Genomic DNA, 25,486 nt, shown 5'->3' with positions numbered 1-25,486 from the left:
GTCAAACTCCCAGGTCAGAACGTGTACTTGCCGACCTTGAGAAAACCCGCCGACCCCGACCCGACCACCGACCATGAACCCCCGACCACGGTCACGATGGGGACACAGAGCCCTCGGTCGGGGTCATGGTCGGCCCGACCACAGCCCCGACCATGGCCCCAGACAGTGCTCGGGCACGCCTGAACCGAACATCGCCGTGAAGACGGCCGGGGCGGGGAACTGGCCCCTTGAGCCCAGCAGACCCAGAGGGAAAGGCCGCCGAAGGACCGAGCCCGCGCCGGCTCCAGGAAGCAGGCTGCGCAAGGCGGTTGCGTACGACTTGGCCGAGTGCGCAGACCAACTCGACGGCCCCTGTCCGCTGTTGCGCAGTCCGCTGCACATGCCGAATGCGCAGGAACCGCAAACCGTTGCGCAGCCGCCTGCGCAAGGAGCCCCGCTGCCGCTGCGGCAACCGCCACTGCGCATCCCTCGGCCGGCACCAGGGACAGGGCGTGGTCGGCCCGACCATGAGCCCGACCACACCAGCGCGGTGCGCATGTTGCCAGAACGTGACCGATGGTCGGGGGCTGTGGCCGTCAGCGTGGTCGGGGGCGCCGGGTGAGCTGACCGAATGGATCTCGCCCATGTCACCTCACACAGCGGGCCCGGCCACCACGCTCCCGCCCGCCCGCTCCAGAGCATCGGCAGCCGCGCGCACATGGCGCGCGAGGAAGCTCGATGAGCCGCTTCGGGACGGGGATCCGCCGTGGGGCGATGGCGGCGGACCAGTTCACCCAGATCGCCAACGGCCTGTTCCGCGACCCGAAGATCTCCTTCAAGGCGAAGGGAATCTTCGGGCACATCAGCACCCACCGCGCCGGCTGGCACGTGACGGTCGCCGACCTCGTGCGCGCCGGACCCGACGGACGCGACGCCGTGCGCGGCGGCCTGAGAGAACTGCAGCTGCACGGCTACCTCATCCGCGAACAGCTGAGGGGCGACGACGGGACGCTCGGTGAAATCGTGTACGCGATTACGGACCGTCCCGCTCCCGTCGACGCCGACGTTGCCGCGGCGGCTGGTCCGGCGTTCGCCCCCGCGCCGGCGGGTGAGGTGCTGCCCGGCTTCGGGGCGGGGATCCGGCGTGGGGTGATGGCGGCGGACCGTTTCACTCAGATCGCCAACGACCTGTTCCGCGACCCGAGGCTCTCCTTCAAAGCCCAGGGAATCTTCGGGCTCATCAGCACACATCGGGACGGTTGGCGGATGAGCGTCACGGACCTGGCGCGCGACAGCCGCGACGGTGAGGCGGCCGTCAAAAGCGGCCTCAGGGAGCTGGAGATGCACGGCTTCCTGCTACGGGAACGCGAGCGCCGCCCCGACGGCACCCTCGGCGCGGCCTCGTACTTCATCACCGACCTGCCCAGCCTGCAAAACAGCAGGTCGCAACCGATGTCGGGTTTTCCACCGGTGGATAACCCGACATCGGCTAATCGCCCCACTAAGAACACCAACAGAAAGAACACCAACAAGCAGAAGACCAGCACCGTCCCTCCGCGCGACCGGAGCAACGTCGCGCCCACCCCCGAAGGGACAGACCAGCTCGACGCACCAGCGTCCCCGCCATCTGCCCTCCCGGCGGAGGAGATGCCTCCGGGGATCCAGCTGCTGCTCGAGATCGGAGCGAGCCGTCCGGAGCTCCTGCTGACCGGGAAGGCGCTGACCGATCAGGGCCGCGTAGCCACGGTGATGCTGGAGGCCGGCTGGAGAGCCGAACAGCTGCGCCACGTCATCACCGACCGGCCGCTGCCGCACCCGGTGCGCACCACGGTCGGCGCGATCATCGCCGCCCGCCTGCGGGCCGCTCAGGCCTACCCGCCGCCCGCCACGCTGGACAGCCGTCACCACCACGGCGACGTGAGGGAAGACGAACCACACAGGTGGCCGACGGCCGAGCGGACCCCCATCGCCTCTGCCGCACACACGGTGACCGAGGCCCTGACCTACCGGGCGCTCGTCGAATGCGCCGGCTGCGGCGTTCCCGCAACCGCCCCCGGCGAAGACCTCTGCCCGGCCTGCCTGGGCTGGCCGTCGTGCCGAACCTGCCCCGGACCGACGCCCCGGCGAGCCCACCCGCAGGGCGATGGCCGCTGCACCATCTGCGCCACCGCATCGACCCACCTGCTGAAAGGAAGCACCCCATGACCATCTACACACCACCGACGACCGGGATCGCTCAGCAGCTGAGCCCATTCGGGCAGCAGCCCAAGCGGTGGGAGAGGAAACGCTCCCGCGCCGTGCGCGGCGGCCACGTCTGCTGCGGCTCCGATTGCGCGGCCAACTGCGAACCCGTCCTGCTCCGTGAGCGGACGGGATGGGGATGGATCGACTGGACGGTCCCGGCCGATGGCAGCCTGCCCGAACACCCGCACCGGGTCGCCGTGTTCACCCCGGTCGCGACTCGGCCCCAGCGCCTGGCCCTGCGCTGGCTCGCCCGGCGACCGGCACACTGGATTGGTCTCGGCACGGTGACCGTACGGTCGGCCACCATCGTCGTTACGGCCTTCATCCTGATGGCGGTCGCCCTTGCGCTCATGAACGGCGTACCCCTCAGCATCGTGCTGCCGGCGGCCGCCTTGGCCCCGCTGCTCGCGGAGCACCTGCCTGACCGGCTCGATGCCCGCGCCGGCGAGAGCGCCCGGATCGTCGAGACGGAAGCAGCCTGCCGCTACCTTCAGCGCCTCGCCGCTCTGCACACCGGCGTCGTCCAGGCCGCCGTCAGCAGCGACCGTCACGAGGTGCGGCGCGCCGTCGAGATCGGCCACCACCAGCTGTTCGACACCGCAGACCTGCTCCAGCGCCACGACACCCGCTCGGCCTCCAGCGAGCTCATCGCACGGGAGCGGCTGATGCTGCGGCTCGCCGTCCAGACCCGCCAGATTGCCCCGCCCACGCAGGGCGACCTGGCTGCTGTCCGCAACGACCGGTTCGGCGGGCAGCCGCCTCTGGGTCCCTATCCGCCCGGGCCCCGCCGATGGCCCCAGCCCTGAGCCGACCACACGACCCCCGTCCAGCCGACGAAGGAGGAAACGAACATGCCCCACGAAGGTTCCGAGCAGCCCACCGGCGACGTGTACCTGCTCTTCGCCCACGAGGCCTACCACCTGGCCGCCGCCCAGGAGATCAACACCTCGCTCGTACCCGCAGCCTCCCTGCTGCACCCCCGTGTCCGGCAGCCCGACGGCGCCCGCATCTACGACCGCCTCACCCGCGGCCGCCAGCCAGGCGAGATCGTGCCGCTTGCCACGCTCACCCACGAACTGGAGGGCGGTACGCGCTGGCCGGAGGTCGGCGACTGGGAAGCGGTCACCGCGGATCTGCTCCAGCTCATCCGAGACCGTGAATGCGATGCCCTCAGCCTGCGCCTGCCCCATATCGCCCGGGCCCTGGTCTGCTCCGGCCCGTACAGCGAGGTACGGGTCTACGACCCGGCGGCCGGGCGGTATCAGGCCTACGGGCCTGCCGAACGCATCGACGTCCTGGTCGAGGTCGGTCGGCAGCTGGCCTGGGCGGAAGCCGGCTACGTCCTGCGGACGGGCGGCCGGGCATCGTCACCACGGTCATCGCCCTGATGCGCGCTGATCTTGAACATGTCCAATGTGTACTGGATCTTTCCGTCTTCCGGCGCGCCTCGTGAGGAGCGAAGGCACCAGCCGTGCGAGGTGCGGATGTGGCTGGGGTCCGGTGGTTGGAGGGCAGGTTCCGCTGCTTCACCGGGCCCCAGCTATGGGGTCTGGTGCCCGGGAAGGTGGTGGTTACACGGTTTGTCGGAAGGGACGTCCTGAAGTGAGACATGCCTGTGGGCCCCCGGGTGTCCCCGGGGGCCGCCAGGCCGGCTGCTGTTGGCTGGCTTACCAGCGATACCAGCGGCCCTTGCGGCCACCGGTGTCCGCGCTGCGCATGACGAAGCCCAGCAGCCAGACAACCAGCACGATGACGGCGATCCACCACAGTGCCTTGAGCGCGAAGCCCGCGCCGAAGAGGATCAGAGCAAGCAGAAGAACGAGAAGCAGGGGAACCATAGTTATCAACCTCCGTTGCTCCTGGTGCCCGGCGAATCGAAGAGCACACGGCTGATTCACCTGGTTTCTTCACCACTCTTGCGGGCACCGAACCCGGATTCTCCACCGGCGTTCACCAGATCAAACGCCAGAGCCTGAGGCACGGCCGCACCCGGTTCCGCCGAGCGGACCCCCGGCCCACGGACACCACCTGCCGGAGATCACCGCGCGGGCGGTGGAGGTGGTTTCCCGGCTCCGGGGCCCAACTCGGCGGTCGCGCGCTGAGGGAAGGGAAGCATACAAGGACGTCGTTGTGTTGCCCGGTGACGACCCATCCCTCCACGTCCTTGAGGTCGATCACCCCAAAGTCTCCTGCCGAAGATCCGGCATGCGCCGGGCCGAACCTCGGGGAGGCGGTCCACGTCCTCCGCGAACAGCCCTCCGCGTGGGGCGGGCGCATCCAGTCGGGCAGTGCGGTCATGGCTTCGCCGTAGCGGTGCGTCGGGTCCGGAAGGCGGCGCGCGGCGGGGCTGTCCTACTCGGCCGGCAGACGGAGCATCGGTTCGAAGGCCGCGTCCTCCTCGCCCTCGACCGAAGGGAGGAAGCCGTCCGGGACGGTGCGGGCGGCCGTGGTGAGGAGGCGGGCCAGGACCTCGGGCTCGGTGGCCGGGGGGAGGCGGAGGGCGGCGAGGAGGCGGTCGCGGACCTCGGGGTGGTCCGGGTTGTCCTCAAGGTAGTCGGCGTTGAGCGCGGGGGGACGGAAGCCGGCCAGGGCGTCGTGCCAGGAGGGGAGGACGATGGCCAGGGTCAGGGCCTCGGCGAGGGACTCCGCGATGAGGGAAGCCTGGCCCTCGGAATCGGTGTAGAGGACGGGGCGGACGCGGTCGGAGCCGGCTGGGCCGCAGAGGTAGTGGGTGCCTCCCGCGTTGCAGCCGGCCACGGGCTCCACCGGGAGACCGGCCGGCAGGGCGATCGACTCGATGGGGTCGGTCCGCGTGAGGTCGAACTCACCGTCGCAGGCGAGGTACGCCTCGACCTCGGGGTCGGCGGCGATCCGGCGGAGCAGGGCCTCGTCGGAGAGGGCGGCCGGGTTGAGGCCGCGGGCGGCTTCGGGGGTCAGGGGGTGGCCCGCGAGGACGTGGCGGACGGTGTCGAGGGGGACGGGCCGCCCGTAGTCCTCCTCGAAGTGCGCCTGGACGGCCTCGGGGGAGCGGTCGGTGAGGAGGCGGAAGAGGTGCCCGGAGCCGTCCGGGTCCGGGCTGCCCGAGGGGAACTCGATGCCCGAGCCGGTGCGCCAGGCGCTGCCGCCGGTCTCCCACCACAGGCAGGCGGTGACCCGCGGGGCGCCGAGGCCCTCGTCGACGAAGGCCGGGTCGTCCAGGAGCGGGCGCAGCGCGGCGGGCACCTCGTCGATGACACCGGGCCAGACCTGTTCGTCGTCCGTGGCGTACGGGCTCATCTCCGACTCGTGGTCGAAGCCGCGGACGAGCACACCGGCCGGGGTGAAGAGGACGGAGAAGTCGTCACCCGAGCCGTTGTCCATCAGGGCCGCCTCCGTCCCAGGCCCCCAGGTGGTGGAGAAGGAGTAGCGGGAGAACCGCGGGTCGCGGCAGATCGCCTGGTCCAGCACGGCCAGCGCACGCAGGTACGCGCGGAACTCGGCGGGGTCCGGGAGGAGGGCGGCGGTCGTGTGCACGGTGTCCATGGGCTCATGTAAGCAGCCGGCACTGACATCCAGGGCGGCGGTTCGGTCACACCTGCTCTCTCACACAGGGAACGAAAAGCCCAGCTCACGCAGGCGGGGCAAGCACACTGTGAGGCATTGCTCTACAGACGCGGCATCGGTTCGCACAAGGACGTCCTCGCGCAACGGCGCTCCACTGGCGACGAAGGTCCGCTTGCCCCTCTGCCATCCGCTCAGCGTCGGCCTTGAACAGCACCGTTACGCCCTGTTCAGCCAGTGCTTCCATAATCGCGACGACGTCCACCGGCATTCTTTCCTCCCGAAGCGCTTCGAACGCGCCATCGGACGAACATACTCACTCCGGGCCGGACCCTGGACACCGCCCGCATGACCCAAAGTGACCGATCGGGGCGCTCTGAGCTGGAATACGCGACACCTCAACATGCGAGCTCACCAGTCGGATGAGCTGGCCGCGGCCGCAGTCGGATTCTGGCCCGTCCTGCCTCAGTGTGGTCGGCACTGTCCACGGGTGGCCCACTCCGCCACCGGTCCGCATGCCCTGGCCAGACCGTCTGCACGCTGCAGTGGGCGCCTACCGCACCCACCAAGCTGCCTTGGCCGGCTACTGTGCCCGCCCGCAGGCCACCCTCGGCGAGGATGCCCGGCCGCCGCGCGGGCTGCTCTTGCCTGTGATGTACGACCGGCTCGTGTGCGGCCTGTTCGGCCTCGTCGGCCACGCCCTCGACATCGATCTCCATGACCACGCCGGCCTCGCCGACGGCGTCCGGGACCTGTACGCGGAAGCCGGAGCGGCCTCGCCGCATCTGAAGGAATGAGTCCGTGGCGGTGCCGCTGATGATCAGCTCAAGACCCCCACGCGTACGACGGCAACTTTGTGGTGGTCAGCGAGGGCCGACATCCAAAGCCGAACGATCTGCGGCTGCGGCTGAACGGGGATCTTGGTGAAACGGCTCAGGTCAGTACCGCGCCCCGCGGGAGGTGTCGAACTGGATGGCGGCACCAACAGGTCTCTGACCAGCGTGTTTTGCGTGCAATGTGGCGTGATCATGTTCACTTAGCCTTGTGAAATCTTGTGGATGTCTTGTGATTTGTTTGGAGATCCTTTAGGAATTGCCCACTCGTGATCTTTTGGGTGGGGGGATTCCGTGCGTCCGGCACGTCCGCTGGTTCTTGCTGTTGTCTTCGTCCTGGCGGTGTTGGCCGGGACGGAGCAAGTAGCTTTCGCTGTAGGTCAGTCCGCGGGTGTCGGTTCCGAGGAAGCCCCCGACCAGCGGTGGGGTTCCGCTGCGGGGCGCGGTCACACCGCCTCCGCGCAGGCGACGGACGCCTCCGCGAAGGGCGGGCGCGACGGGGCGCTTACCGGGCGGGGTGAGCTGCCGGTTGAGCAGGCCGACGGCGTTACGCGTCTGCCCAGCACCGCCCGGACACCCAAGCCCGGACAAGCCGTTGAGGTCGAGGCGCTCGGAACTGTCACTTCGCAGGGCTTCGACGCCAAGCGCAGCAAGGAGGTGGTGGGGGAGCGTTCAGAGCGAGAGCGCACCTATTTCAACCCGGACGGCACTTACACCACCCGCTTCTACACGGAGCCGGTCAACTTCCTTGCCAAGGACGGCAGCTGGAAGCCCATCGACACGACTCTCGTACCCCAGGAATCGTCGGGGCCCAGCACGATGAGCGCGGGGGAGGAGGGCTGGGAGACCGGTTCGACCGAGGCGCAGATCGAGTTTGGTGGAACGGCCGACGCCGACCCGGTGGTGCGGATGCAGGTCGACGAGGGGGTCTCCGTCGGCTACGGACTGGACGACGCGCACCCTGTGGCCGGGCAGGCCGAGGCCAGCACTCTCACCTACGAGAACGCGCGCACCGCCTCGGACGTGGAGTTCATCGCCGGCAGCGACTCGGTCAAGGAGACCCTGGTCCTCAAGGACGCCGGCGCGCCCACCGAGTGGCGCTTCCCGCTGGAGCTGGAAGGCCTTACCGCGCAGCTCGACGCCCACGGCAATGTGGTGTTTTTCGACGCTGAGGGCGCTGTTCGCGCCTGGACTCCCGCCGGCTGGATGCAGGACTCGAACCTTACCCCCGACTCCAACGAGGGCGTGATCTCCTCCGGCGTCACCTACAGCCTGGCCGTGGAGAATGGTCGGCAGGTTCTGGTCGTCACGCTCGACAAGAACTGGCTGTCCGCGCCTGAGCGGGTCTTCCCCGTACGTGTCGACCCGTCGGTGCAGAGTGTGGCCGCCACCTCGGGCACGTACGTGGAGTACCCGTACACCACCAACTTCGCCTCGGACACGGTCCTAAAGGTGGGCACGTACGACGCAGGCAGCCACAAGGCGTCGGCATTCCTGCGCTTCGCGGGGCTCGAGACCACCCTGAAGAACGCCTGGGTGGTCAGCGCCAACCTCGCGCTGTACAACACATGGTCGCAGTCGTGCACCGCACGGCCGGTGACTGTGCACCCGATCACCTCGAACTGGGCTGAGTCCACCACGTCGAAGTGGCCCGGGCCCTCGACAGGTGCCTCGCTTGCGTCGAAGAGCTTTGCGCACGGCTGGCGGCCCTCGGGCGCGGAGACCTGGTCCTGCGGTGCCGCGTGGGAGACCATCAAGCTCGGTGCCGCCGGCCGCAAGCTGGTCGACGACTGGACGCACGCCCGTAAGAACAATTACGGGCTGGCCGTGAAGGCGTCGGCCACCGACTCCAAGAGCTGGAAGCAGTTCGGCTCCGACGACTACCCGGGCGGCAAGCCGAGCCTGGACGTCACCTGGACCAAGTACGGCGCCGCCTACTCGCTCGGCGACTTCACCGCCCCGGTCACCGCCACCACCGAAGGCGTCGAGAAGGTCACCGTCACCAACCAGGGACAGGCGACCTGGCCCGCGAACGGCAACTACAAGCTGCGCTATAACCTGTTCGACGCCGCGGGTAAGGAGATCACCGACAGCGCCAAGATCCGCTGGACGGCGATGCCGCAGGCCATCTCGCCCGGTGAGTCCATCACGCTGGACGCGAAGGTCGCCCCGCTGACCCCCGCCACCTACACCGTGCAGTGGACGATGGAGGAAGTCGGCGTCAGCCGCTTCACCGCCGCCGGCGTACCGGGAGCGGCGGTCAGGCTCTCCGCAGTGAACATCCCACCGCAGCTCACGGCGGAATCGCCCGGCAGCGGCATCACCGTCAACACCCTCACCCCGACCCTGTGGGCCAAGGCCACCGACGCGGACCGCTACCCGAAGGCGGCCCTGCAGTACTCCTTCGAGGTCTGCGAGGTCGAGGGCAGCAACCTGCGCAAGAACTGCAAGACCGGCACGCGCGGCGACGGACAGCAGTGGGCGGTGCCCTCCGGCTGGCTGTCCTGGGACAAGACGTACGCCTGGTACGGGTACGCCTACGACGGCTCCGCCACCTCCACCCGCCCCGGCGCAGCACTGCTGACCACACAGGTCCCGCAGCCCGCCGTGACCAGCCATCTCGGCGGCGCCGACGAAGGCAAGGAGATCGGCACCCGTGACGGCAACTACGTCACGGCCGCCACCGACGCCGCACTGACCACCGTGGGCCCCGAACTGTCGCTGACCCGCACCTACAACTCCCTGGACCCGCGCACCGGCGGAGCGTTCGGCACCGGCTGGTCCACCCGCTGGGACATGCAGCTGCGCGAGGAAACGGCCACCGCGTCGGTCCTCATCACCCTGTCCGACGGCTCGCAGGCCAGGTTCGGCAAGAACGCCGACGGCACCTACACAGGACCGTCCGGCGGCTCACTCACCCTGGCCCGCCAGTCCACGGACTGGATCCTGCGGGAACGCTCCGGCGCCACCTACCGCTTCCTGGCGAGCGGCGTCCTCACCAAGATCAGCGACGTCGCGGGCCGCAGCCAGAGCATCACGCACGAGAACGCCACCGGCGGCCCGGTGAAGAAGGTGACGGACGACCTGTCGGGCCGCTCCCTGTCGTTCGGCTGGACCGGCCAGCACGTCACCACCGTCACCACCAGCGCCATCGACGCCAACACACCGGGCTTGACCTGGTCGTACACCTACACCAGCGATCAGCTCACCAAGGTGTGCCCGCCGACGTCGACGACCAAGTGCACGATGTACGAGTACGCCACCGGCTCGGTCTACCGCAGTGGCGTGCTGGACTCCGCTCCCACGTCCTACTGGCGGCTCGGCGAGGCCGAGGGCTCCGTGGCCGCCAGCGAGGCCGTCTCACGCACCGGCCTCAACGACGCCGTGCACCGCGACACCCAGCTCGGCGCAAGCTCGGCGATCGAAGGCACAGCGGACACCTCCGCAGGCTTCGACGGCGCCGACTCGGTCGTCGAACTGCCCGCGGACACGCTGAAGACGTCCGCCTTCCCGACCATCGAGGTGTGGTTCAAGACCACCACGGCGGCCGGCGTGCTCGTCAGCTTCCAGAACGCCGACGTGGGGGAGAAGCCCACCACCGCGCTGCCCGTTCTGAACGTCGACGGCGCGGGCAAGCTGCGCGGACGCTTCTACCTCTCCGGTGGCGTCTCCGCGGTCCCCATCACCTCCCCGCAGGCGGTCACCGACGGCGCCTGGCACCACGCGGTGCTGACGGCCGCCGCCAACACCCAGAGCCTCTACCTGGACGGCGTGAAACTCGGCTCGATCAGCGGCGTCATCGCCGAACAGTCCCGCGAGTACGCCTTCCTCGGCGCCGGCTACGCCAACGGCGGTTGGATGGACATGGCCGCCGCCTGGTACCCGTTCACGGGCCAGATGGACGAAGTCGCCTTCTACGACCACACCCTGGACCCCGCGACCGTCGCCGAGCACTATGCCGCACGCGCCTTCGTGGGGCAGCTGACGAAGGTCACGCTCCCGTCCGGCCGACAGCACGCCACCGCGACCTACGACACCGTCAGCGGCCGGCTCACCGAGCACACCGACGACAACGGCGGCACCTGGAAGGTGTCCGCGCCCACCTACTCGACCTCCTCCTCCACCTACGCGGACACCATCCAGCGCAGCACCCCGACCGGCTACTGGCGCCTGGGCGAGCGCGGCGGTGCCGAAGCCGCCAGCCCCCTGGGCGAGGACCTCGCCGGCAGCTACCTGGACGGGACACACCTCGGCAGCGCGGGCATCTTTGCCGACGGCGACGACACCGCAGCGAGCTTCACCGGCGACGGCGCGGTCGAGATGCCGGCGGAGTCGCTGGGCACCAACACCGCCATGTCGCTCGAGCTGTGGTTCAAGACAGCCGGCCCCGGAGTGCTGGTCAGCAACCAGGACGCCGACCTCGGCGACACCCCCGCCGGCTGGCGGCCCATGCTGCTGATCGACTCCGCAGGCAAGCTCCGCGGCCGTCTCTCGGGCACCGGAACCAGCCTGCTGTCGAAGGAGACCCTCACCGACGACACCTGGCACCACGTCCTGCTCACCGGCAACGCCGGCATGCAGGCCCTGTTCGTGGACGGCGCCCTCCAGAGCACCACAGCCACCGGCGTACCAGCCGACCGCTACGCCCACGTCTTCGTCGGCGGCGGCTACTCCTCGAGCGGCTGGGACGGCCAGGCCTCGGGCTACCGCAACTTCACCGGCCAGATCGACGAAGTCGCCTTCTACGACAAGCCGCTGGTGACCTTCACCCAGACCTCGGGCGTGTGGAAGTACGTCCCCGTGGCAGCGGGCCAGACGGACGCCCCCAACCAGCACATCCAGGCCCGCCGCAGCCTGGTCGCCGGGCGCGGCGATCAGTACGACGGCGTCGCGCTCGCCGATGCCCCAGCCGCCTACTGGCGCCTGGGCGAAGACGAAGGCACCGCCCTGGGCAGCGAGGTCGGCGGCCCCGGAATGTACGCCACCTTCCGCCCGGACGCCGGCACCGCCTCACAGCTCGACCAGAGCGGCGTGTTCGGCGCGGGCGACGACCGAGCCGTAAAGCTCAGCGGCGGAGGTGCCGTGCAACTGCCCGCGTCGACCCTGGCGGGCACCGCGGACATGTCCGCAGAGCTGTGGTTCCGCACCACCACCGCCTCCGGGGTCCTGCTCGCCTTCCAGAACGCGGCAGCCGGCCAGACACCCACCTCCGCCCTTCCCGTCCTCAACGTCGACGCCGCAGGCAAGCTGCGCGGACGGTTCTACCTGACCGGTGGGGTGTCCGCCGTACCCATCACCTCACCCGCCGCGGTCACCGACGGCGCATGGCACCACGTCGTCCTGACAGCGGCCAGCACCACCCAGAGCCTCTACCTGGACGGCGTGCAGCTCGGCTCGATCACTGGCGCGGTCGCCGACCAGAGCCGCACCTACGCCTACCTCGGCGCCGGCTACGCCAACGGCGGCTGGATGGACCTGCCCGCCGCCACCTACTACTTCAACGGCCAACTCGACGAAGCCGCCCTCTACCGCGGCACACTGACCGCCGAGCAGGTCTCCGCCCACTACCGCGCCCAAGCCGAGGCCGCCGACTCCGGCCTGACCTCCACCGTCAAGGTCACCGACCCGCAGCAGCACACCAGCACCACCAGCTACGACGCCCTGCGCGGCCAGCGCGTCCTCGCGGCGAAGGACGCCACCGGCGCACTCACCTCCTACGCCTACGACACGGCCGGCAACCTCCACACCGTCACCGACCCCAACGGCCACGCCACGGTCACCGGCCACGACGCACGCGGCAACGCCGTCTCCAGCACGACCTGCCGGGACGCCGACTCGTGCTGGACGAGCTTCTCCTCCTACTACCTCAACGCCAGCGACCCGCTCGACCCGCGCAACGACAAACCGCTCACCCTCAGCGACCAGCGCTCGAGCGACTACAAGGACACCCGCTACCGCACCCAGTACACCTACAGCACGCTGGGCCTGCCTACGACGGTGACCCGCCCCGACTCCTCGGCCGCGACGACGACCTACACGGCAGGCACCGAGGCTGCCGTCGGTGGCGGCACGGTCCCGGCCGGCCTGGTGCTGACCCAGACGACGCCGGGCGGCGCCAAGACCTCCTACCGCTACTACGTGAGCGGCGACCTGGCCGAAGTCACCTCGCCGTCAGGGCTGGTGACGTCCTTCACCTACGACGGCCTGGGCAGGAAGACCGCCGAGAAGCAGGTCTCCGACGCCTTCCCGGCCGGCGTGAGCACCAGCTACGCCTACGACGCGGCCTCGCACGTCGTCACCGAGACCGGCGCCGGCGTACAGAATGAGATCACCCAGGTCACCCACACGGCCGTGACCAGCCGATCCTTTGACGAGGACGGCAACTTGCTGTCGGAGTCGACGAAGGACACCACCGGCGGCGACCCGGAGCGCGCCGTCACCTACCACTACGACGCCCACGGTCTCAATGACAGCGCCACGGACGCCGAGCAGAACGCCACCCAGTACGAGCACGACGAACTGGGCCGGACCGTCGGCGTGACCGACCCGGCGGGCACCCACGTCACGTACACCTACACGGCCGGGGACCAGCACGCCACCACGGTCCTGGACGACTGGACAGGCGACCCGTCCGGTACCACCAGAGACTTGACGCTGGTCTCCAACGCCTACGATCCGGCCGGCCGCCTGGCGTCCACCACGGACGCGATGGGCGCCACGACCGCCTACACCTACTACGACGACGGCCTCGCGGCCACGACCACCGCCAAGCAGGTCACCCAGGCTGACGGCACCCGCCACGACATCGTGCTGGAGTCCGACACCTACGACCCGGCGGGCAATCTCACCAAGCAGGTCACCGGCGCTGGCACGACCACCCAGACTTTCACGGTCGACGCGCTGGGCCGCACTCAGACGAGTGTGCTCGACCCGTCCGGCCTGAACCGCACCGCGACCTACACCTACGACAGCGACGACCGCGTCAAGGAACAGACCCAGACGATTGCCGGGACCAAGAAGCTCACCACGACCTCCGAGTACGACCCGGCGGGCAACGTCACCAGGCAGACCGTCACCGACGGCACCACCACCCACATCACCACCGGCACCTACGACAACCGCGGCCTGCCTCTGACGTCGGTCAGCCCGCGTGGCAACGCCGCTGGCGCCGACCCGGCCGCCTACACCACCACCTACCGCTACGACGCGCTGGGCCGCCCGGTGCAGCAGACCGCCCCCACCGTCCAAACCGAAGAGAACGGCGCGGCAGCCACCACGGCAAAGCCGACCACGCTCACCGGATACAACACCTTCGGCGAAGCCACCGCTGTACGAGACGCCCGCGGCAAGGTGACCCGCACCGAAGTCGACCGCCTCGGCCGCACCACCGCCGTCACCCTGCCCGACTACACCCCGCCGGGCGCCACGACCGCCCTGACAGCGACTGCACGCACCACCTACACGGCGCTCGGCCAGCCGCAGACGGCGACGGACCCCCTGGGCCGCGTCACGCGCTACGCCTACGACCAGCTCGGGCAGCTGACCGCCCAGACGGACCCGGCCGCCGACGCCGCCACAGCGGTCGCGGCGGAAACCGACTCGGACCTGCTCAACCCCGAGAGCGCAGACGGCGGCGGAGTCACCCGCACCACCTGGACCCCCACCGGCCTCGAGCTCTCGGTCACCGACCCGATGGGCGCACGCACCGAAGCCACCTACGACGAACTGGGCCGCCAACTGACGGCAACCACCGTCGAGCGCTACCCGACCAACGCCAACCTGGTCAGCCGCTACACCTGGAACGACGCCGGCAACCAGACCGCGTCGACCACGCCGGCGGGCATCACCACGACGAGCACCTACAACGCGGCCGGCGAGCCGAAAACGCTGACCGACCCGGCCGGCACCACCAAGTTCGACTACGACGGCCTGGGCCGCCAGACGGAGACCACGGACGCGACCAACCGCCGCATGACCACGGCCTACGACGCCCTCGGCGACATCACGGCCAGCACCGACTACGGCACCGGCACGACCGCCCTGCGCACAGCGACCGCCGAATACGACGTCGAAGGCAACCGCACGGCGGCGATCCCCGCAGGGAGCAAAGCCCGTTCGACGTACGCGTACGACGCACTGGGCCGCACGACGACCCAGACCGAACCGGTCACCGCCACGACATCGATCACGACGACACTCGGCTACGACGCCTCAGGCAACCTCACCCGGCTGACGGACGGCCGCGGCAACAAGACCGTCTACACCTTCAACAGCCTGGGCCTGCCCGAGTCGACGATCGAGCCGTCCACGACCGCACACCCGAACACGGCCGACCGCACCTGGACGACCGTCTACGACAAGGCCGGCCAGCCGGTGACCGAGCTCCTGCCGGGCGGAGTGAAGCGTGAGCGCACCTATGACGGCCTCGGCCGCCTGACGAGAGAGACAGGCACGGGCGCGGAGGCAACGACAGCGACCCGCACCCTCGGTTACGACCTGACCGGCCGCCTGACCTCGATCGGCACGGCGGACGGCCTGACCCGCAACACCTACACCTACAACGACCAAGGCGCGCTGCTCACCGCCGCAGGCCCGGGCGGCATCTCCGCGTACGCCTACAACGCCGACGGCAGCATGACGCAGCGCACCACCACGGCAGGCACCACCGATTACACCTACGACGCCGCCGGCCGCATCGACACCGTCCGGGACTCGATCACCGGCAACAACGTCCTGTACGACTTCGACGCGGCAGGCCGCCCCAGCCTGGAGCAGTACGCCACCAGCCCGACAGGCACCGCGCCGTACACAGTCACCGCCAAGCGCACCTACGGCTACGACGAACTGGGCCGCCTGAACACCGACGCCGTCACGTCGGCGGACGGCACGACCAGCGTGGCCTCGACGACGTACGGCTATGACCTGGACGACAACCTGACGTCGAAGAAGACCACGGGCACGGCGGGCGCGGGCACCAACACCTACACCTACGACTACGCGAACCGCATGACGTCCTGGACGAAGGACGCCACGGCAACCACGTCGTACGAGTGGGACGCGGCGGGCAACCGCACCAAAGCAGGCACGACGACGGCGACCTTCGACGCCCGCAACCGCCAGCTGACGGACGGCACGACGACCTACACGTACACCGCACGCGGCACCCTGTCCTCGACCAGCACCGGCAGCGGATCCGCCCGCGCACTGACCTTCGACGCCTTCGAACGCAAGATCACCGACGACGGCGCAACCTACGCGTACGACTCCCTGGACCGCCTCCAGACCCGAGGCTCAACGACCTTCACCTACGACGGAGGCTCCAACAACCTCGCCAGCGACGGCACGACCGACTACAACCTCACACCGGACGGCACCCTCCTCTCCCTCTCCACCGGTACCACCGACCAGTGGGCCCTGACCGACCAGCACACCGACCTGGTCGCCGGCCTGACCACGGACGGTAAATCGGTCAGCGGCTCGACCTCCTACGACCCCTTCGGCAAGGAGACGGCAACCAGCGGCACCACCCCGGCAGTCGGCTACCAGTCCGGCTGGACGGACCCGGCGAGCGGGGACGTCAACATGGCCGCCCGCTGGTATCAGCCGGGGACGGGGTCCTTCGGATCGCGGGACACATGGCAACTGGACCCGGAACCCTCCGGAGAAGCCAACCGGTACGGCTACGTCAACGGCGGACCGCTGAACGGGACCGACCCCACGGGACACATACGGCAACGCGATATCGGAAGCGGAGTGGGCTCCACGGGAACCATGGGCTTCCGCGGCAGCAGCCGATTCACCACCCGCCGCTCCTCATCCTCACGTAGCCGTGCCAGCAGCAGTAGCACGGGAAGAGGAACCGCGAGCCGCGCACAAGCCCGCAAAATGCAAAGGGAGATGAACCTCGGCTCCAACCGCGGCCCCACCCGTTCGACCAACGGTCGGCCGCCGAAGGGCCCCGTCAAGGGGAAAGCCAGCGGGCGGCCGGTGAACGGAAAGCCCACCGCTCCCAAGCGTTCAACCCCCACGACGAAGCAAGGCAAGGGCACCACGACCCCCAGGACGCCACGCCCACCGCAAAACCCCAACAAGGGTCCGCGCCCCAAGACAGCGCCCAAACGGTCTGTGCCGAAGTCGAAGGTGGACACGTCACACATCCAGAGGCAGTCTCTGAATCACGCGATGGAGGTGAATCTGCAGGCGGTACTGGAATCGGTCCTAGAGGCAACCCTGGGAGATGCGCAAACGTTTGACCCAGGCACCGTATCTGTGCAGGAACCGCAGAGTGCGCAAGATCTTCTTGCCGAAAGCGGGGACGGCGCTTCTGTAGAGGGGCCTGATCGAGACCGCAGTAGCCGATGCGACACAGGGGCAGGCTTCAGCCCTGGCGGCAACATCGTGTACCTGCCACGCAGGCAGCATGCTGGTCAGTGCGTTGCGACGGGAGCCTTCGCTAATCTGACTCAAGCCGACTATGTGCCGCCTCCCCGCCCTAGCCTGAGTTTCCCTTTGCCGGGCCTGAGGGGCCTACCGTCGGACAATCGAGCCCGAGGGCATCTCATTGGATTTGCAATGGGTGGGTCTAATAATGACACCAGGAATTTTATACCTATGTATCAAACGGCGAATGATCGTATGTTCAAGAAGGCAGAGAAGGTTGTAGTAGACTCGATAAAGGCTGGTGGGCATCAAGTTGTTCAAGTAAGTCCGGTGTACGGAGATCCGGATTCCGTAATTCCGACGAAGGTGAGGTTCCTTTCGTTCGGGTCGGAGGAGGTTCGTTGCGAATTCGATAACAATGAGAAGGCTACATATAAATGCTGGTGAAATTTGAGGATGGTGGGTTCATGGCGTCACTGGAGCGCTTGAAGGAGATTCTCGGCGCGCCTCCAGTAGGTCTTGAGGGAGACTTTCTCGGCGTGGAGAGGGAATTGGGGGTGGAACTTCCGGTTGAGGTGAAAGAAGTTGGCTCGGTCTACGGAGATTTGCTGATCTCTGACTTTATCTTCATATTCGGCCCTAAATTCATGGTGGAGAAGGGGGTGTGGATGAGTGAATATGTGCGCGATGGTGAAGATGTTATTCCGAGGGGTGTGCTCCCTGAAGTTGGCGGGATGCTTCATTGGGGGCACTCGATTGAAGGAGACAAATTCTTCCTTGAGCGTCGAGAAGGGGGGAAGTGGACTGTGTCTGCATTTCGGAGGAACTGGGGTGACTGGTACGAGAGCGATGACGGCCTCATTGACTGGATGGTGAAGGTCTTTGAAGGGAAGTGTGCCGTGGATTGGATGCCTGAATGGCCAGCAGTTCACTGGTTTGAGGGGAGTCGCTGACAACGGCTCTGAAGGTGATGCCGGGACGGTGTCCGCTTCACTTCGTACCACGTCAGGCAACCACAGCGGCTTGTCGCCGGGGCGATCATGCAGGGGGAGCAGGTCGGGGCACGCTGAGGTGCGTAGTCGGTGTAGCGGCCGCCGAGGTCTTCGAAGCCCGGCAGGTCCCACCCTCCCTCTTTGATCTGCCACAGCAGCGCAGGTGCGAGACCGCGCGTGTGGGGGTTGATGGCCGCCTCGCGTTGCTGCGTCCATACACGCGGATGGTCCTGGCTCAGGCCTTTGACGAAGACCGTGTCCCTGGCTAACGACCTCGTGCACGGTTGGCCGTGGCCCGGCGCCCGGTAGTTCGTTGAACTGGGCATGATGGGGGTTGGGGTGCGTGAGTTGATCATTGCGGAGTACCGGGTCACCGGGCTGTCGCCGCAGGTGATCGGTGAACTCATCGCAGAAGTGGGGCCTTTGTGGCACGAACGGCATCAAGCACGCCTGACGGCTCGGCCGCGACGACGGGCTGTAGGGGCCGGGGCGAAGCACAAGTTCGTCTTCGTCGACCGGCTGCTGGCCACGCTGGTGAGTCTGCGCCACGGGACCACTCATGACGTGCTGGCCTGCTGGTTCGGTGTGGACCGCTCCACAATCACCCGGGCCATCGGCGAGGTACGGCCGCTGCTCGCGCAACGGGGCTGCACCGTCGCCCCGGACGTCCGGCTGCGCACTCTCGCCGAGGTCATCGAGTACCTGGGGGCCGGTGGCCAGACCGGGATCATCGACGGCACGGAGATCCGCGTTCGACGCCCGGTCGCAGGTCGCAAGGACCGGGACAAGTTCGTCTCTGGCAAGACCAAGCAGAACGCTGTGAAGACCATGGTCCTCACCGACGCCGAGGGGCGCGTGCTGTTCTGCAGCCCGGTCCGGCCGGGCAGCTGCGCCGACATCACCCAGGCCCGACAGCTCGGACTGGCCCAGCTCCTGGCCGACGGCCCGTTCATGGAGATCCTCGCGGACGCCGGCTACCAGGGCATGGGCGCACAGACCGGCGGCCGCGTGATGACGCCACCGCATCGCAAGTTCAAGAGGAACGCTCCCGCCTGGTACGAGGAACGGCACGAGCTCCAGCGCAAGGCGCACTCCTCACGGCGCATCCACGTCGGCACGGCATCGCCCACCTCAAGAACTGGCGGGCTCTCGCCCGCCACCACGGCCGCCGCGAGCACATGAGCGACATCGTCCAGGCAGTCGCCGGATTGCTTTCACACCAGCAGACCGCCACCCGGCCCAGCGGCTCTCGAGTGTGAGAACCGGGTGGCGGATCCGCGTCCTGCGACGTGACACGGCCAACCGCGCACGAGGTCGTTAGGGCCTGTCTGATGGGTCGTGGTACGCGTGATGAGCCTGAGCTCAGTGCAGGTCTGCCTGGAAGGCGTGACGGTGATCGGCGGGGCAGGTGAAGATGCGCAAGTCTCCCCACCGGCCGACGACCACCCCTGTCTCGTCGTCGCTGGCTACGGTGAACAGGAGTGTCATTGCCGTGCCACAGGCACCGCAGGCAAAGACTGTGGGGTGCGTCAGGTGCCATGTTGGCCAGCCGCCGAGTTTCCAGCCGGCGAGGCGGGTGATGGCATCACCGCCGCCGGTCTGGCGGACCAGGTCCTCAATCCGCGGGTGGAGTTCTGCTGGCAACTCCTCACGGAATGGGAAGTCGGTAACGTGCTCGGCGGTGATGACGCAAGCCTGCGGCAGGTAGCCGTCCTCCTCATACCGTGAGGGCGGCGGCGGGGTCGTCAATTGGTTGATCACGTCAGCGGCCCGTCGCCATCGCACCTCAAGCACAGGGCTGATGTCGGCTTGCTGGGCCGGAGGATCCCAGTGCTCGTTGGGACACCAAAGGATTTGCAAGAGGTCGGTCCCGGCGGGCCACCAGGGACCTGGCGCGTCGCGACGGAAGATCTGCGCGACCGGCACCATAGCCGTGGCAGGCACGCCATTAGCGCTGTTCATGTCGGGCAAGGAGCACTCGGGCCATGGTTCGTCACTCGGCCACAGCAGTGGTCCGCCGATAGAGCTGGTCCTGCAGTCCGGCTCTGCCTGCTCGGGATGGAAGATGACCGCGTCGCGCGCGTAGGGAGCGAGTTCGGGCAGCACGGCGAGTATCGCTTCAACCGTCGGCCTGGGAGTGTGGGTCATCATGCCTTCCGGACAGCTGCTCGTAGATCGCTCGCAGCGTATAGGTCAACTGTGACAGTTGCTCCGACCGCGAATCACGAGCGGAGCCACAGCCGGATGGCGGCAGCCGTGACAGTGCCGTGAAAGACGTACGCCCGCTTCTCCTATCTCGTTGCTACAGCGCGGAAGCCCTTGAGCGCCAGGATGGTTCGTTCCACTTCATTCCGGCGGGCATATCGTCCGCGGTCGAAGGCGGGAGGCTGGCCGCCAGCACTTCCGCGACGTCGGCGGTTGGCTTGCTGGCTCCTCGGTGCGGGGATGGTGTGCTTGATGTGGCGCCTGCGCAGGTATGTCGGATCGTGCGGAACGAGTACGCCCTGTCTCCGCCAAGATGGTCGGGCCGGGTGCGCGGGCGGCCGCCGCTGAGACGGGGTACGCGAATACGGTCCAGGACCGGGATCATCTGGGGCGCGCCACCCCACTGGCCCGGCGTGATCAGCAGTGCCAGCGGGCGGCACCTCCCCTCCCAACCAGGTGGATCTTGGTTGTCAGGCCACCGCGGGAGTGGCCCAGGGCCTCATCCTCTCGATGCTGGGCAGGCTGAGAGCGCTTGCTGCTGATCCAGGGCGGTCGGTTGCGGGCACCGGCCGCGTGCTGGTGAACCCGGCACACGGTGGAGTCCACGCTCACCATGGACCAATCGAGGCGCCCCTCGGCGTCGGCGTCAGCCTGAACGGCACGCAAGACCGTGTCCCACGTGCCGTCCGCCGACCAGCGCCTAGGTCTGTCGTAGATCGTCTTCCAGCTCCCGAAGCGCGAGGGCAGATCACGCCATGGCACACCGGTCCGAAGCCTGAAAAGGATCCCGTTGATGACGATCCGGTGATCCTTCCACCGGCCGCCTCTGCCAACGGCCTTCGGTAGATGCCCTTCCAGACGAGACCACTCGCGGTCTGACAGGTCACCCCTCCCCACGCCGAACAAAACGATGGAGCGGAAGCTTCGGTCACTGACCTATCGGACAGGCTCTAGGTGCAGGCGAGCGGCGATCTCACTGTTGTAGCCGGCCGACAGCATGTCGACGTCATGCACAGGCCCGGTGACGCTTTCGATCATCTTCAGCACGTCGGTGGGCAGTTCGGCCAGGCGGTGCGTTGCCAAGGGTGACCTCCAGGAGAAGAAGGTCATCGTGCGGTACCGCGGGAGGGGGCGGAGACCCGCGCGAGTCCCCACCCAGGAGGCGTGGATCAGTTGTACGGGTTGTCCTCGCCGCAGTCGGGCAGGGTGCCCGAGGTCAGTTCCTCGACATCGGCGACCAGGACGACACCGTCCGGGTCCTCGTCCATGTCCGGCGCGGCAGCATGGACGGCTCCTTGGCGGAGACCGACGCGCTCGGCGGGGCCGCCGCGATGACGGCTGCGCACCGCGGCTGCCAGCGCTATCCCCGCGGCGCCATCCGCGAGCCAGGCCAGGACGGTGCGCATGGCCTCGTGATGGCCGGCGACGGTGACCGCGCGGCGTGCGCCGAGGGCGAGCAACGCCAAGATGGAGCCGACTCCGTGGGCTATGCCGTTGTTGCCGTGTCCGCCCGGGAAGCGGTCGTCCATCCGCTTGGCCACCGGGCGTGGAGGTTTTGTTGCGATGGGTGTCCGTCGATCGGGTCATGCGGGATCCGTGATGGTGGGTGAGGTGGGTTTCGGGATGCTGGTGTTGGGGGCGTACTGGGCTGCCTGGGCGTCGAACATGGCGGCGTACCGCCCGTGTGCGGTGATGAGTTCGTCGTGGGTGCCGTGTTCGACGAGGTGTCCCGCGTTGAGGACGTAGATGCGGTCGGCGTGGCGGACGCCGGACATGCGGTGGGTTACCAGGACGACGGCCCGGTTGGGGGCGGCGAGGCGGCGGATGCGGTTGAATGCTTCGATTTCGGCTTCGGGGTCGAGGGCCGAGGTGGGTTCGTCCACGATGAGAACGCTGTCCGCCTGCGAGGTTGCACTGCGCCAGTGGGTGCGGGCCAGCCCTACTTTCTGCCATTCGCCGCCGGAGAGCTCGATGGCGCCGCGGAACATGCGGGCCAGCAGGCTGCGAAGGCCGTCGGGGAGTTTGGTGATGACCGGTCCGGCTGCGGCGTAGTCGACCGAGGGCTGCAGGTCCTGGAGCGTGGCCGGATGAGAGGGGCGGCCGAGGCGGATGTTCATCGCTGCTGTCACGGGCCAGCGCTGGAAGTCCTGGGTGAGTAGGCAGACGCGCTCGAAGACCTGGGCACGGTCGAGGTCGCCGATGTCCGCCTCGCCCCAGCGCAGGGTGCCGGCCTGGGGCAGCAGCATGCCTGACAGGATCTTCATCAACGTGCTCTTGCCGGAGCCGTTCTCACCCACCACCGCCGTGACCGAGCCCATCGGCAGGCTGAGGGACACCTGGTCCAGGGCAGCCGTGTCACGGTCGGGGTAGCGATAGGTGACGCGATCAAGAACGATCTCCCTGACCTGTTCGGGGACTGGATCGCCGCCTTCGGGGATGGTGCGCTGCGCTGCCTGGGTCAGGAACCGGCCGTGGTCGCGGACGTAGAGGGATTCCTCGTGCAGCTGGTTGATGTTCATCACCAGCGCGCCCAGGCTTGCCGACCCGGTCCGCACCGCGATCACAGCGGTGCCGGCGATGGCGAGGCTCATCTGGCCGGTCATGATCAGCCAGAACATGGCCCCGTATGTCGCGGCCATGGCCAGACCGGACAGCGCGGAGGCGACCCACTCGGTGAGGGCTTTGCTGGAGGCGAGGCGTTCCTGTTCGGCCTCGGCGCTCTCGGCCATGCGCTCGTAGCGGTTCAGGAGGAAGGCGCCGACGGCGTGCAGGCGGACTTCCTGGGCGGCGCTGCGCTCGGTGAGCAGGTTGCCGATGAGCCGGCTGGCCCGCACGTGCTCGAGCCAGCTCATGACCGACACGTACCGTTCCTGGGCCACGCGCATGGCACCCCAGCCGCGCGGGGCGGCGATGAGGATCAGCATGGGCAGCAGGGCGGGATGGAGGACGGCCAGGACGCCAGCGGTGGCGATCAGCGAGATGAGGCCGTTCAGCGCGGCGACACAGACACCGATCATGCGGCGGGCGGAGCCCGGACCGTACTGGGCGACGTCGACGAGCCGCCGGAAGTCGGGGTCGTCGATGGCTTCCAGTTCGACACATGCGGCGGCGGCCAGGTACTGGGTGGTGGCGATCCGCTCGACCATGGGCTCCAGGCGCCCGGCGCGAGAGGTCGACCACGCGGCCAGGGCGGAGTTGACCACGCCAATGGCGGCCGCGGCCAGCAGGCCGGGCAGCAGCGCGTGCAGTCGTTGGGCGGCGTCGCCGCTGCTGGCGAGCAGGGCGTGCATGACGGCGTTGATGGCGAGCAGGCCGACGGCGGCGGCGATGCCCTGGCCGATCTCGCTGACCGCCACGGCGAGCAGCGCCCGCCGGTCGGCGCTCCACGCCATGCGCAGGGCGGCGCCGACAAGGGCGGGCATGGAGCGCAGTGCGGACATCATGGTGAGGTCCAGGCCGGCGTGTTCGTGGTGGGACCAGCCCAGGTCGTAGCGCAGCGGTCCGCCGAACAGCTCCTGTTCGGCGTCGGAGACCTGGGGTTCGGCCATCTTGACCGGTCCGAAGAACCTTTTCACTGTGCGCCTCCCGAGGTGGGCCAGTTCAGTGCTCGGTATGACGGGCCGTGGGTGAGCATGCGGAAGATGGCGACGGTGTAGGGGTGGCAGTGCGGCGGGGGTCTCTCCATCGGCACCCAGAACAGACCATCGTGCTTGTCCGGCTCGGCGTTGTACGGCTCACCGGTCCAGGACCGCGCCACGAACACGGCGGTGATCCGATCCGTGCCCAAGGGTTCGTGGTAGTGGACCAGGCCGCCGAACTCTTGCTGGTCGGCGCTGATGCAGACGCCGGTCTCTTCCTTCGCTTCGCGCCGTGCCGCGCGGTCCAGCGGTTCGTCTGCCTCCAAATGGCCTCCGATAACGGTGAGCTGTCCCGGTGCCAGGTCCGTGTCGGGCCTGCGGCGCACGCACAGGGCAGTGCCGTTCGCCCGGAGCAGGATCTGCGCCACGTCCGCGATCAGCGGGTGAGAGGCTCTCTTCAACGCCGTCCCTCCTGCATCAGTTGCTTGACAGTGGCTCGGCCGCGCACGCCCGCAGGCCGGTCACCCAGGCGGAGCATTGCCTGACCTGTCGTGTAGACGTAGCCACCGTGTCAGGCGTTATGCCTTGGCCTTGGGCCGATTCCTCGGCTGGGTGAGGGAGGTGCCATGCTCGCGCGGATCACCTCGTCACTGAGCCGTAGGGCTCGAAGTAGTTGGGCGCGATGCGGGGCGGGCAGGTCGCCGCTGCCGAACGCGCATGCGCGGACAAGTTCGCGGGCTGCCTGAGTCTCCTTGGCGGACACCAGTTCAGTGAAACGAGAGTTCGCCAGGCACTCGCGCGCGGCGTAGCCGTCGGTCGCGACGGTGACTCGGCGGTGCAGTTCCTCGGCGATGCGATGTACCGCAAGACTGTTGGGCTGATGGTGGAGATCCAGGATGGTCAGGCCGAGCCGGGTGTCGAACACGGTCGTGCCGGGATCGGGCTGGCGTTGGATGTAGGTGTCCACCAGTTCGGAGAGCAGGGAGCTGACGGGGTGATGAGCGAGCTGATGGCATATCACCGCCAGGCAGGACGTGACGGCGTTTTCCCAGGGCTCACCGGGGGCCGTCTGCGCCACGATGTTGGCCGCGTCAGCCGGGTCGTGGCCGAGGGCCCCGACAACGGCGACCTGGCGGCCATCGAGCATGCGCTGTCCGATGCCGTTGTGCTTTTCGATGTGGGCCAAGGCATCGTCCCAGCGGCCGGCGGTGGTCAGGGTGCGGGTGCCGTCGGCCAGGACCACCCGCCACAGCCACGCGCGTACCTCGTGGCGGTCGGTGTCGCTGGTGGTCAGCTTGGCGGGCATGTGGATGCCCTCGAACTGGGCGTCTGTGCCGTCACTGATGGCCTTGTAGAGCGTGAGCAGGCGGTGCCTGCCGTCCTCGGTATTGCCCGCACGGATTTGGAGGCGGGCGAGGTTGACCACTGGTTCGAGCGCCCGGATCGCGGTCATTGCCGGGAGTGGTGCGGCGTGAAGGTAGGCGGCTGCGTGCTGGTGGCACCACGTGCGTGCGAGATGGGGAAGCCCGATGTCGGAGGCGAGGAGAGCGGCCTGGTTGTAGACCGAGGACGCCAGGCCTGGGTCCGCTTTGGCGACCGCACTGTCGGAGAGTTCGACCAGGGCGTGAATGCGTTGGGGGAGGGGCAGGCAGGCGGGGCGGAAGCGAGAAATGAGGGGGAAGCGCTGGGCTACGGGGCCGTGCGGGTCCATGAGGTCTCCCCAGGAGTGAACGGC

15 protein-coding genes and 1 pseudogene are annotated in these 25,486 nt (G+C 68.4%); 7 read left to right on the top strand and 9 right to left on the bottom strand.

From position 1 onward, the window contains the following. The first annotated feature begins 717 nt into the window (after nt 1-717). The 3 genes from J2X68_RS33960 to J2X68_RS33950 are packed head-to-tail and all read left to right on the top strand — an operon-like array spanning nt 718 to nt 3,611. Complete coding sequence (locus J2X68_RS33960; protein ID WP_310436452.1) at nt 718-2,184, top strand: hypothetical protein; 1,467 nt, start codon at nt 718-720, stop codon at nt 2,182-2,184. Then, nucleotides 2,181-3,029: a hypothetical protein gene (locus J2X68_RS33955; protein ID WP_310436451.1), complete on the top strand. Its 849-nt coding sequence runs from the start codon at nt 2,181-2,183 to the stop codon at nt 3,027-3,029. Before J2X68_RS33960 ends, J2X68_RS33955 begins: the two co-directional genes overlap by 4 nt. Nucleotides 3,030-3,074: 45 nt before the next feature. Further along, nucleotides 3,075-3,611, top strand: a complete 537-nt coding sequence (locus tag J2X68_RS33950; protein ID WP_310436450.1) for a hypothetical protein — start codon at nt 3,075-3,077, stop codon at nt 3,609-3,611. 279 nt (nt 3,612-3,890) lie between these two features. Here the strand turns inward: J2X68_RS33950 and J2X68_RS33945 are convergent, their stop codons facing one another. Together J2X68_RS33945 and J2X68_RS33940 are read right to left on the bottom strand one after the other, a co-directional pair. Then, nucleotides 3,891-4,061 carry a DUF5670 family protein gene (locus J2X68_RS33945; RefSeq protein WP_030933194.1) on the bottom strand — a complete coding sequence of 57 codons (171 nt, stop codon included), beginning with the start codon at nt 4,059-4,061 and terminating at the stop codon, nt 3,891-3,893. A 514-nt stretch (nt 4,062-4,575) separates the two neighbouring features. Continuing rightward, a complete protein-coding gene (locus tag J2X68_RS33940; RefSeq protein ID WP_310436449.1) occupies nt 4,576-5,745 on the bottom strand; it encodes a hypothetical protein in 1,170 nt (389 codons plus the stop codon). A 593-nt stretch (nt 5,746-6,338) separates the two neighbouring features. Here J2X68_RS33940 and J2X68_RS33935 point away from each other — a divergent pair. From J2X68_RS33935 to J2X68_RS33920, 4 genes are all read left to right on the top strand, one after another. Then, nucleotides 6,339-6,560: a hypothetical protein gene (locus tag J2X68_RS33935; RefSeq protein WP_310436448.1), complete on the top strand. Its 222-nt coding sequence runs from the start codon at nt 6,339-6,341 to the stop codon at nt 6,558-6,560. A gap of 330 nt (nt 6,561-6,890) precedes the next feature. Continuing rightward, nucleotides 6,891-17,423, top strand: coding sequence for a LamG-like jellyroll fold domain-containing protein (locus J2X68_RS33930; RefSeq protein ID WP_399041505.1), 10,533 nt, complete (start codon nt 6,891-6,893; stop codon nt 17,421-17,423). After that, on the top strand, nt 17,414-17,929 hold the full coding sequence (locus J2X68_RS33925; protein WP_310436446.1) for a hypothetical protein: 516 nt from the start codon (nt 17,414-17,416) through the stop codon (nt 17,927-17,929). Before J2X68_RS33930 ends, J2X68_RS33925 begins: the two co-directional genes overlap by 10 nt. 378 nt (nt 17,930-18,307) lie before the next feature. Further along, nucleotides 18,308-19,150, top strand: coding sequence for a transposase family protein (locus J2X68_RS33920; protein WP_310436445.1), 843 nt, complete (start codon nt 18,308-18,310; stop codon nt 19,148-19,150). Nucleotides 19,151-19,330: 180 nt separating this feature from the next. On the opposite strand, the gene J2X68_RS33915 is transcribed toward J2X68_RS33920, so the two are convergent. From J2X68_RS33915 to J2X68_RS33885, 7 genes and pseudogenes are all read right to left on the bottom strand, one after another. Further along, nucleotides 19,331-20,119, bottom strand: coding sequence for a hypothetical protein (locus J2X68_RS33915; protein WP_310436444.1), 789 nt, complete (start codon nt 20,117-20,119; stop codon nt 19,331-19,333). 71 nt (nt 20,120-20,190) lie between these two features. Further along, nucleotides 20,191-21,070 (bottom strand): annotated as a pseudogene (locus J2X68_RS33910) (IS5 family transposase). Nucleotides 21,071-21,109: 39 nt separating this feature from the next. Further along, a complete protein-coding gene (locus tag J2X68_RS33905) occupies nt 21,110-21,283 on the bottom strand; it encodes a hypothetical protein (protein ID WP_310436443.1) in 174 nt (57 codons plus the stop codon). A gap of 59 nt (nt 21,284-21,342) precedes the next feature. Further along, complete coding sequence (locus J2X68_RS33900) at nt 21,343-21,714, bottom strand: hypothetical protein (protein ID WP_310436442.1); 372 nt, start codon at nt 21,712-21,714, stop codon at nt 21,343-21,345. Between the two features lie 42 nt (nt 21,715-21,756). Continuing rightward, nucleotides 21,757-23,748: an ABC transporter ATP-binding protein gene (locus J2X68_RS33895; RefSeq protein ID WP_310436441.1), complete on the bottom strand. Its 1,992-nt coding sequence runs from the start codon at nt 23,746-23,748 to the stop codon at nt 21,757-21,759. Then, nucleotides 23,745-24,179, bottom strand: coding sequence for an NUDIX domain-containing protein (locus J2X68_RS33890; RefSeq protein ID WP_310436440.1), 435 nt, complete (start codon nt 24,177-24,179; stop codon nt 23,745-23,747). The genes J2X68_RS33895 and J2X68_RS33890 overlap by 4 nt, the downstream gene beginning before the upstream one ends. A gap of 143 nt (nt 24,180-24,322) precedes the next feature. Continuing rightward, the gene (locus J2X68_RS33885) at nt 24,323-25,462 is read right to left on the bottom strand and encodes a hypothetical protein (protein WP_310436439.1); all 1,140 of its coding nucleotides are present in this window, start codon (nt 25,460-25,462) and stop codon (nt 24,323-24,325) included. Nucleotides 25,463-25,486 lie beyond the last annotated feature (24 nt).

The sequence above is a fragment of the Streptomyces sp. 3330 genome, from assembly GCF_031456635.1.
Classification (GTDB): domain Bacteria; phylum Actinomycetota; class Actinomycetes; order Streptomycetales; family Streptomycetaceae; genus Streptomyces.
Note: the sequence above shows the minus strand (reverse complement) of the source record. Positions and strands in the feature narration are given on the sequence as shown.

Excerpts from the sequence above, each read along its gene's own strand:
- J2X68_RS33955 (WP_310436451.1), top strand. The coding sequence starts at position 2,181 with ATGACCATCTACACACCACCGACGACCGGGATCGCTCAGCAGCTGAGC.
- J2X68_RS33945 (WP_030933194.1), bottom strand. The coding sequence starts at position 4,061 with ATGGTTCCCCTGCTTCTCGTTCTTCTGCTTGCTCTGATCCTCTTCGGC.
- J2X68_RS33960 (WP_310436452.1), top strand. The coding sequence starts at position 718 with ATGAGCCGCTTCGGGACGGGGATCCGCCGTGGGGCGATGGCGGCGGAC.
- J2X68_RS33940 (WP_310436449.1), bottom strand. The coding sequence starts at position 5,745 with ATGGACACCGTGCACACGACCGCCGCCCTCCTCCCGGACCCCGCCGAG.
- J2X68_RS33915 (WP_310436444.1), bottom strand. The coding sequence starts at position 20,119 with ATGATGACCCACACTCCCAGGCCGACGGTTGAAGCGATACTCGCCGTG.
- J2X68_RS33925 (WP_310436446.1), top strand. The coding sequence starts at position 17,414 with ATGCTGGTGAAATTTGAGGATGGTGGGTTCATGGCGTCACTGGAGCGC.
- J2X68_RS33885 (WP_310436439.1), bottom strand. The coding sequence starts at position 25,462 with ATGGACCCGCACGGCCCCGTAGCCCAGCGCTTCCCCCTCATTTCTCGC.
- J2X68_RS33905 (WP_310436443.1), bottom strand. The coding sequence starts at position 21,283 with ATGACCTTCTTCTCCTGGAGGTCACCCTTGGCAACGCACCGCCTGGCC.
- J2X68_RS33950 (WP_310436450.1), top strand. The coding sequence starts at position 3,075 with ATGCCCCACGAAGGTTCCGAGCAGCCCACCGGCGACGTGTACCTGCTC.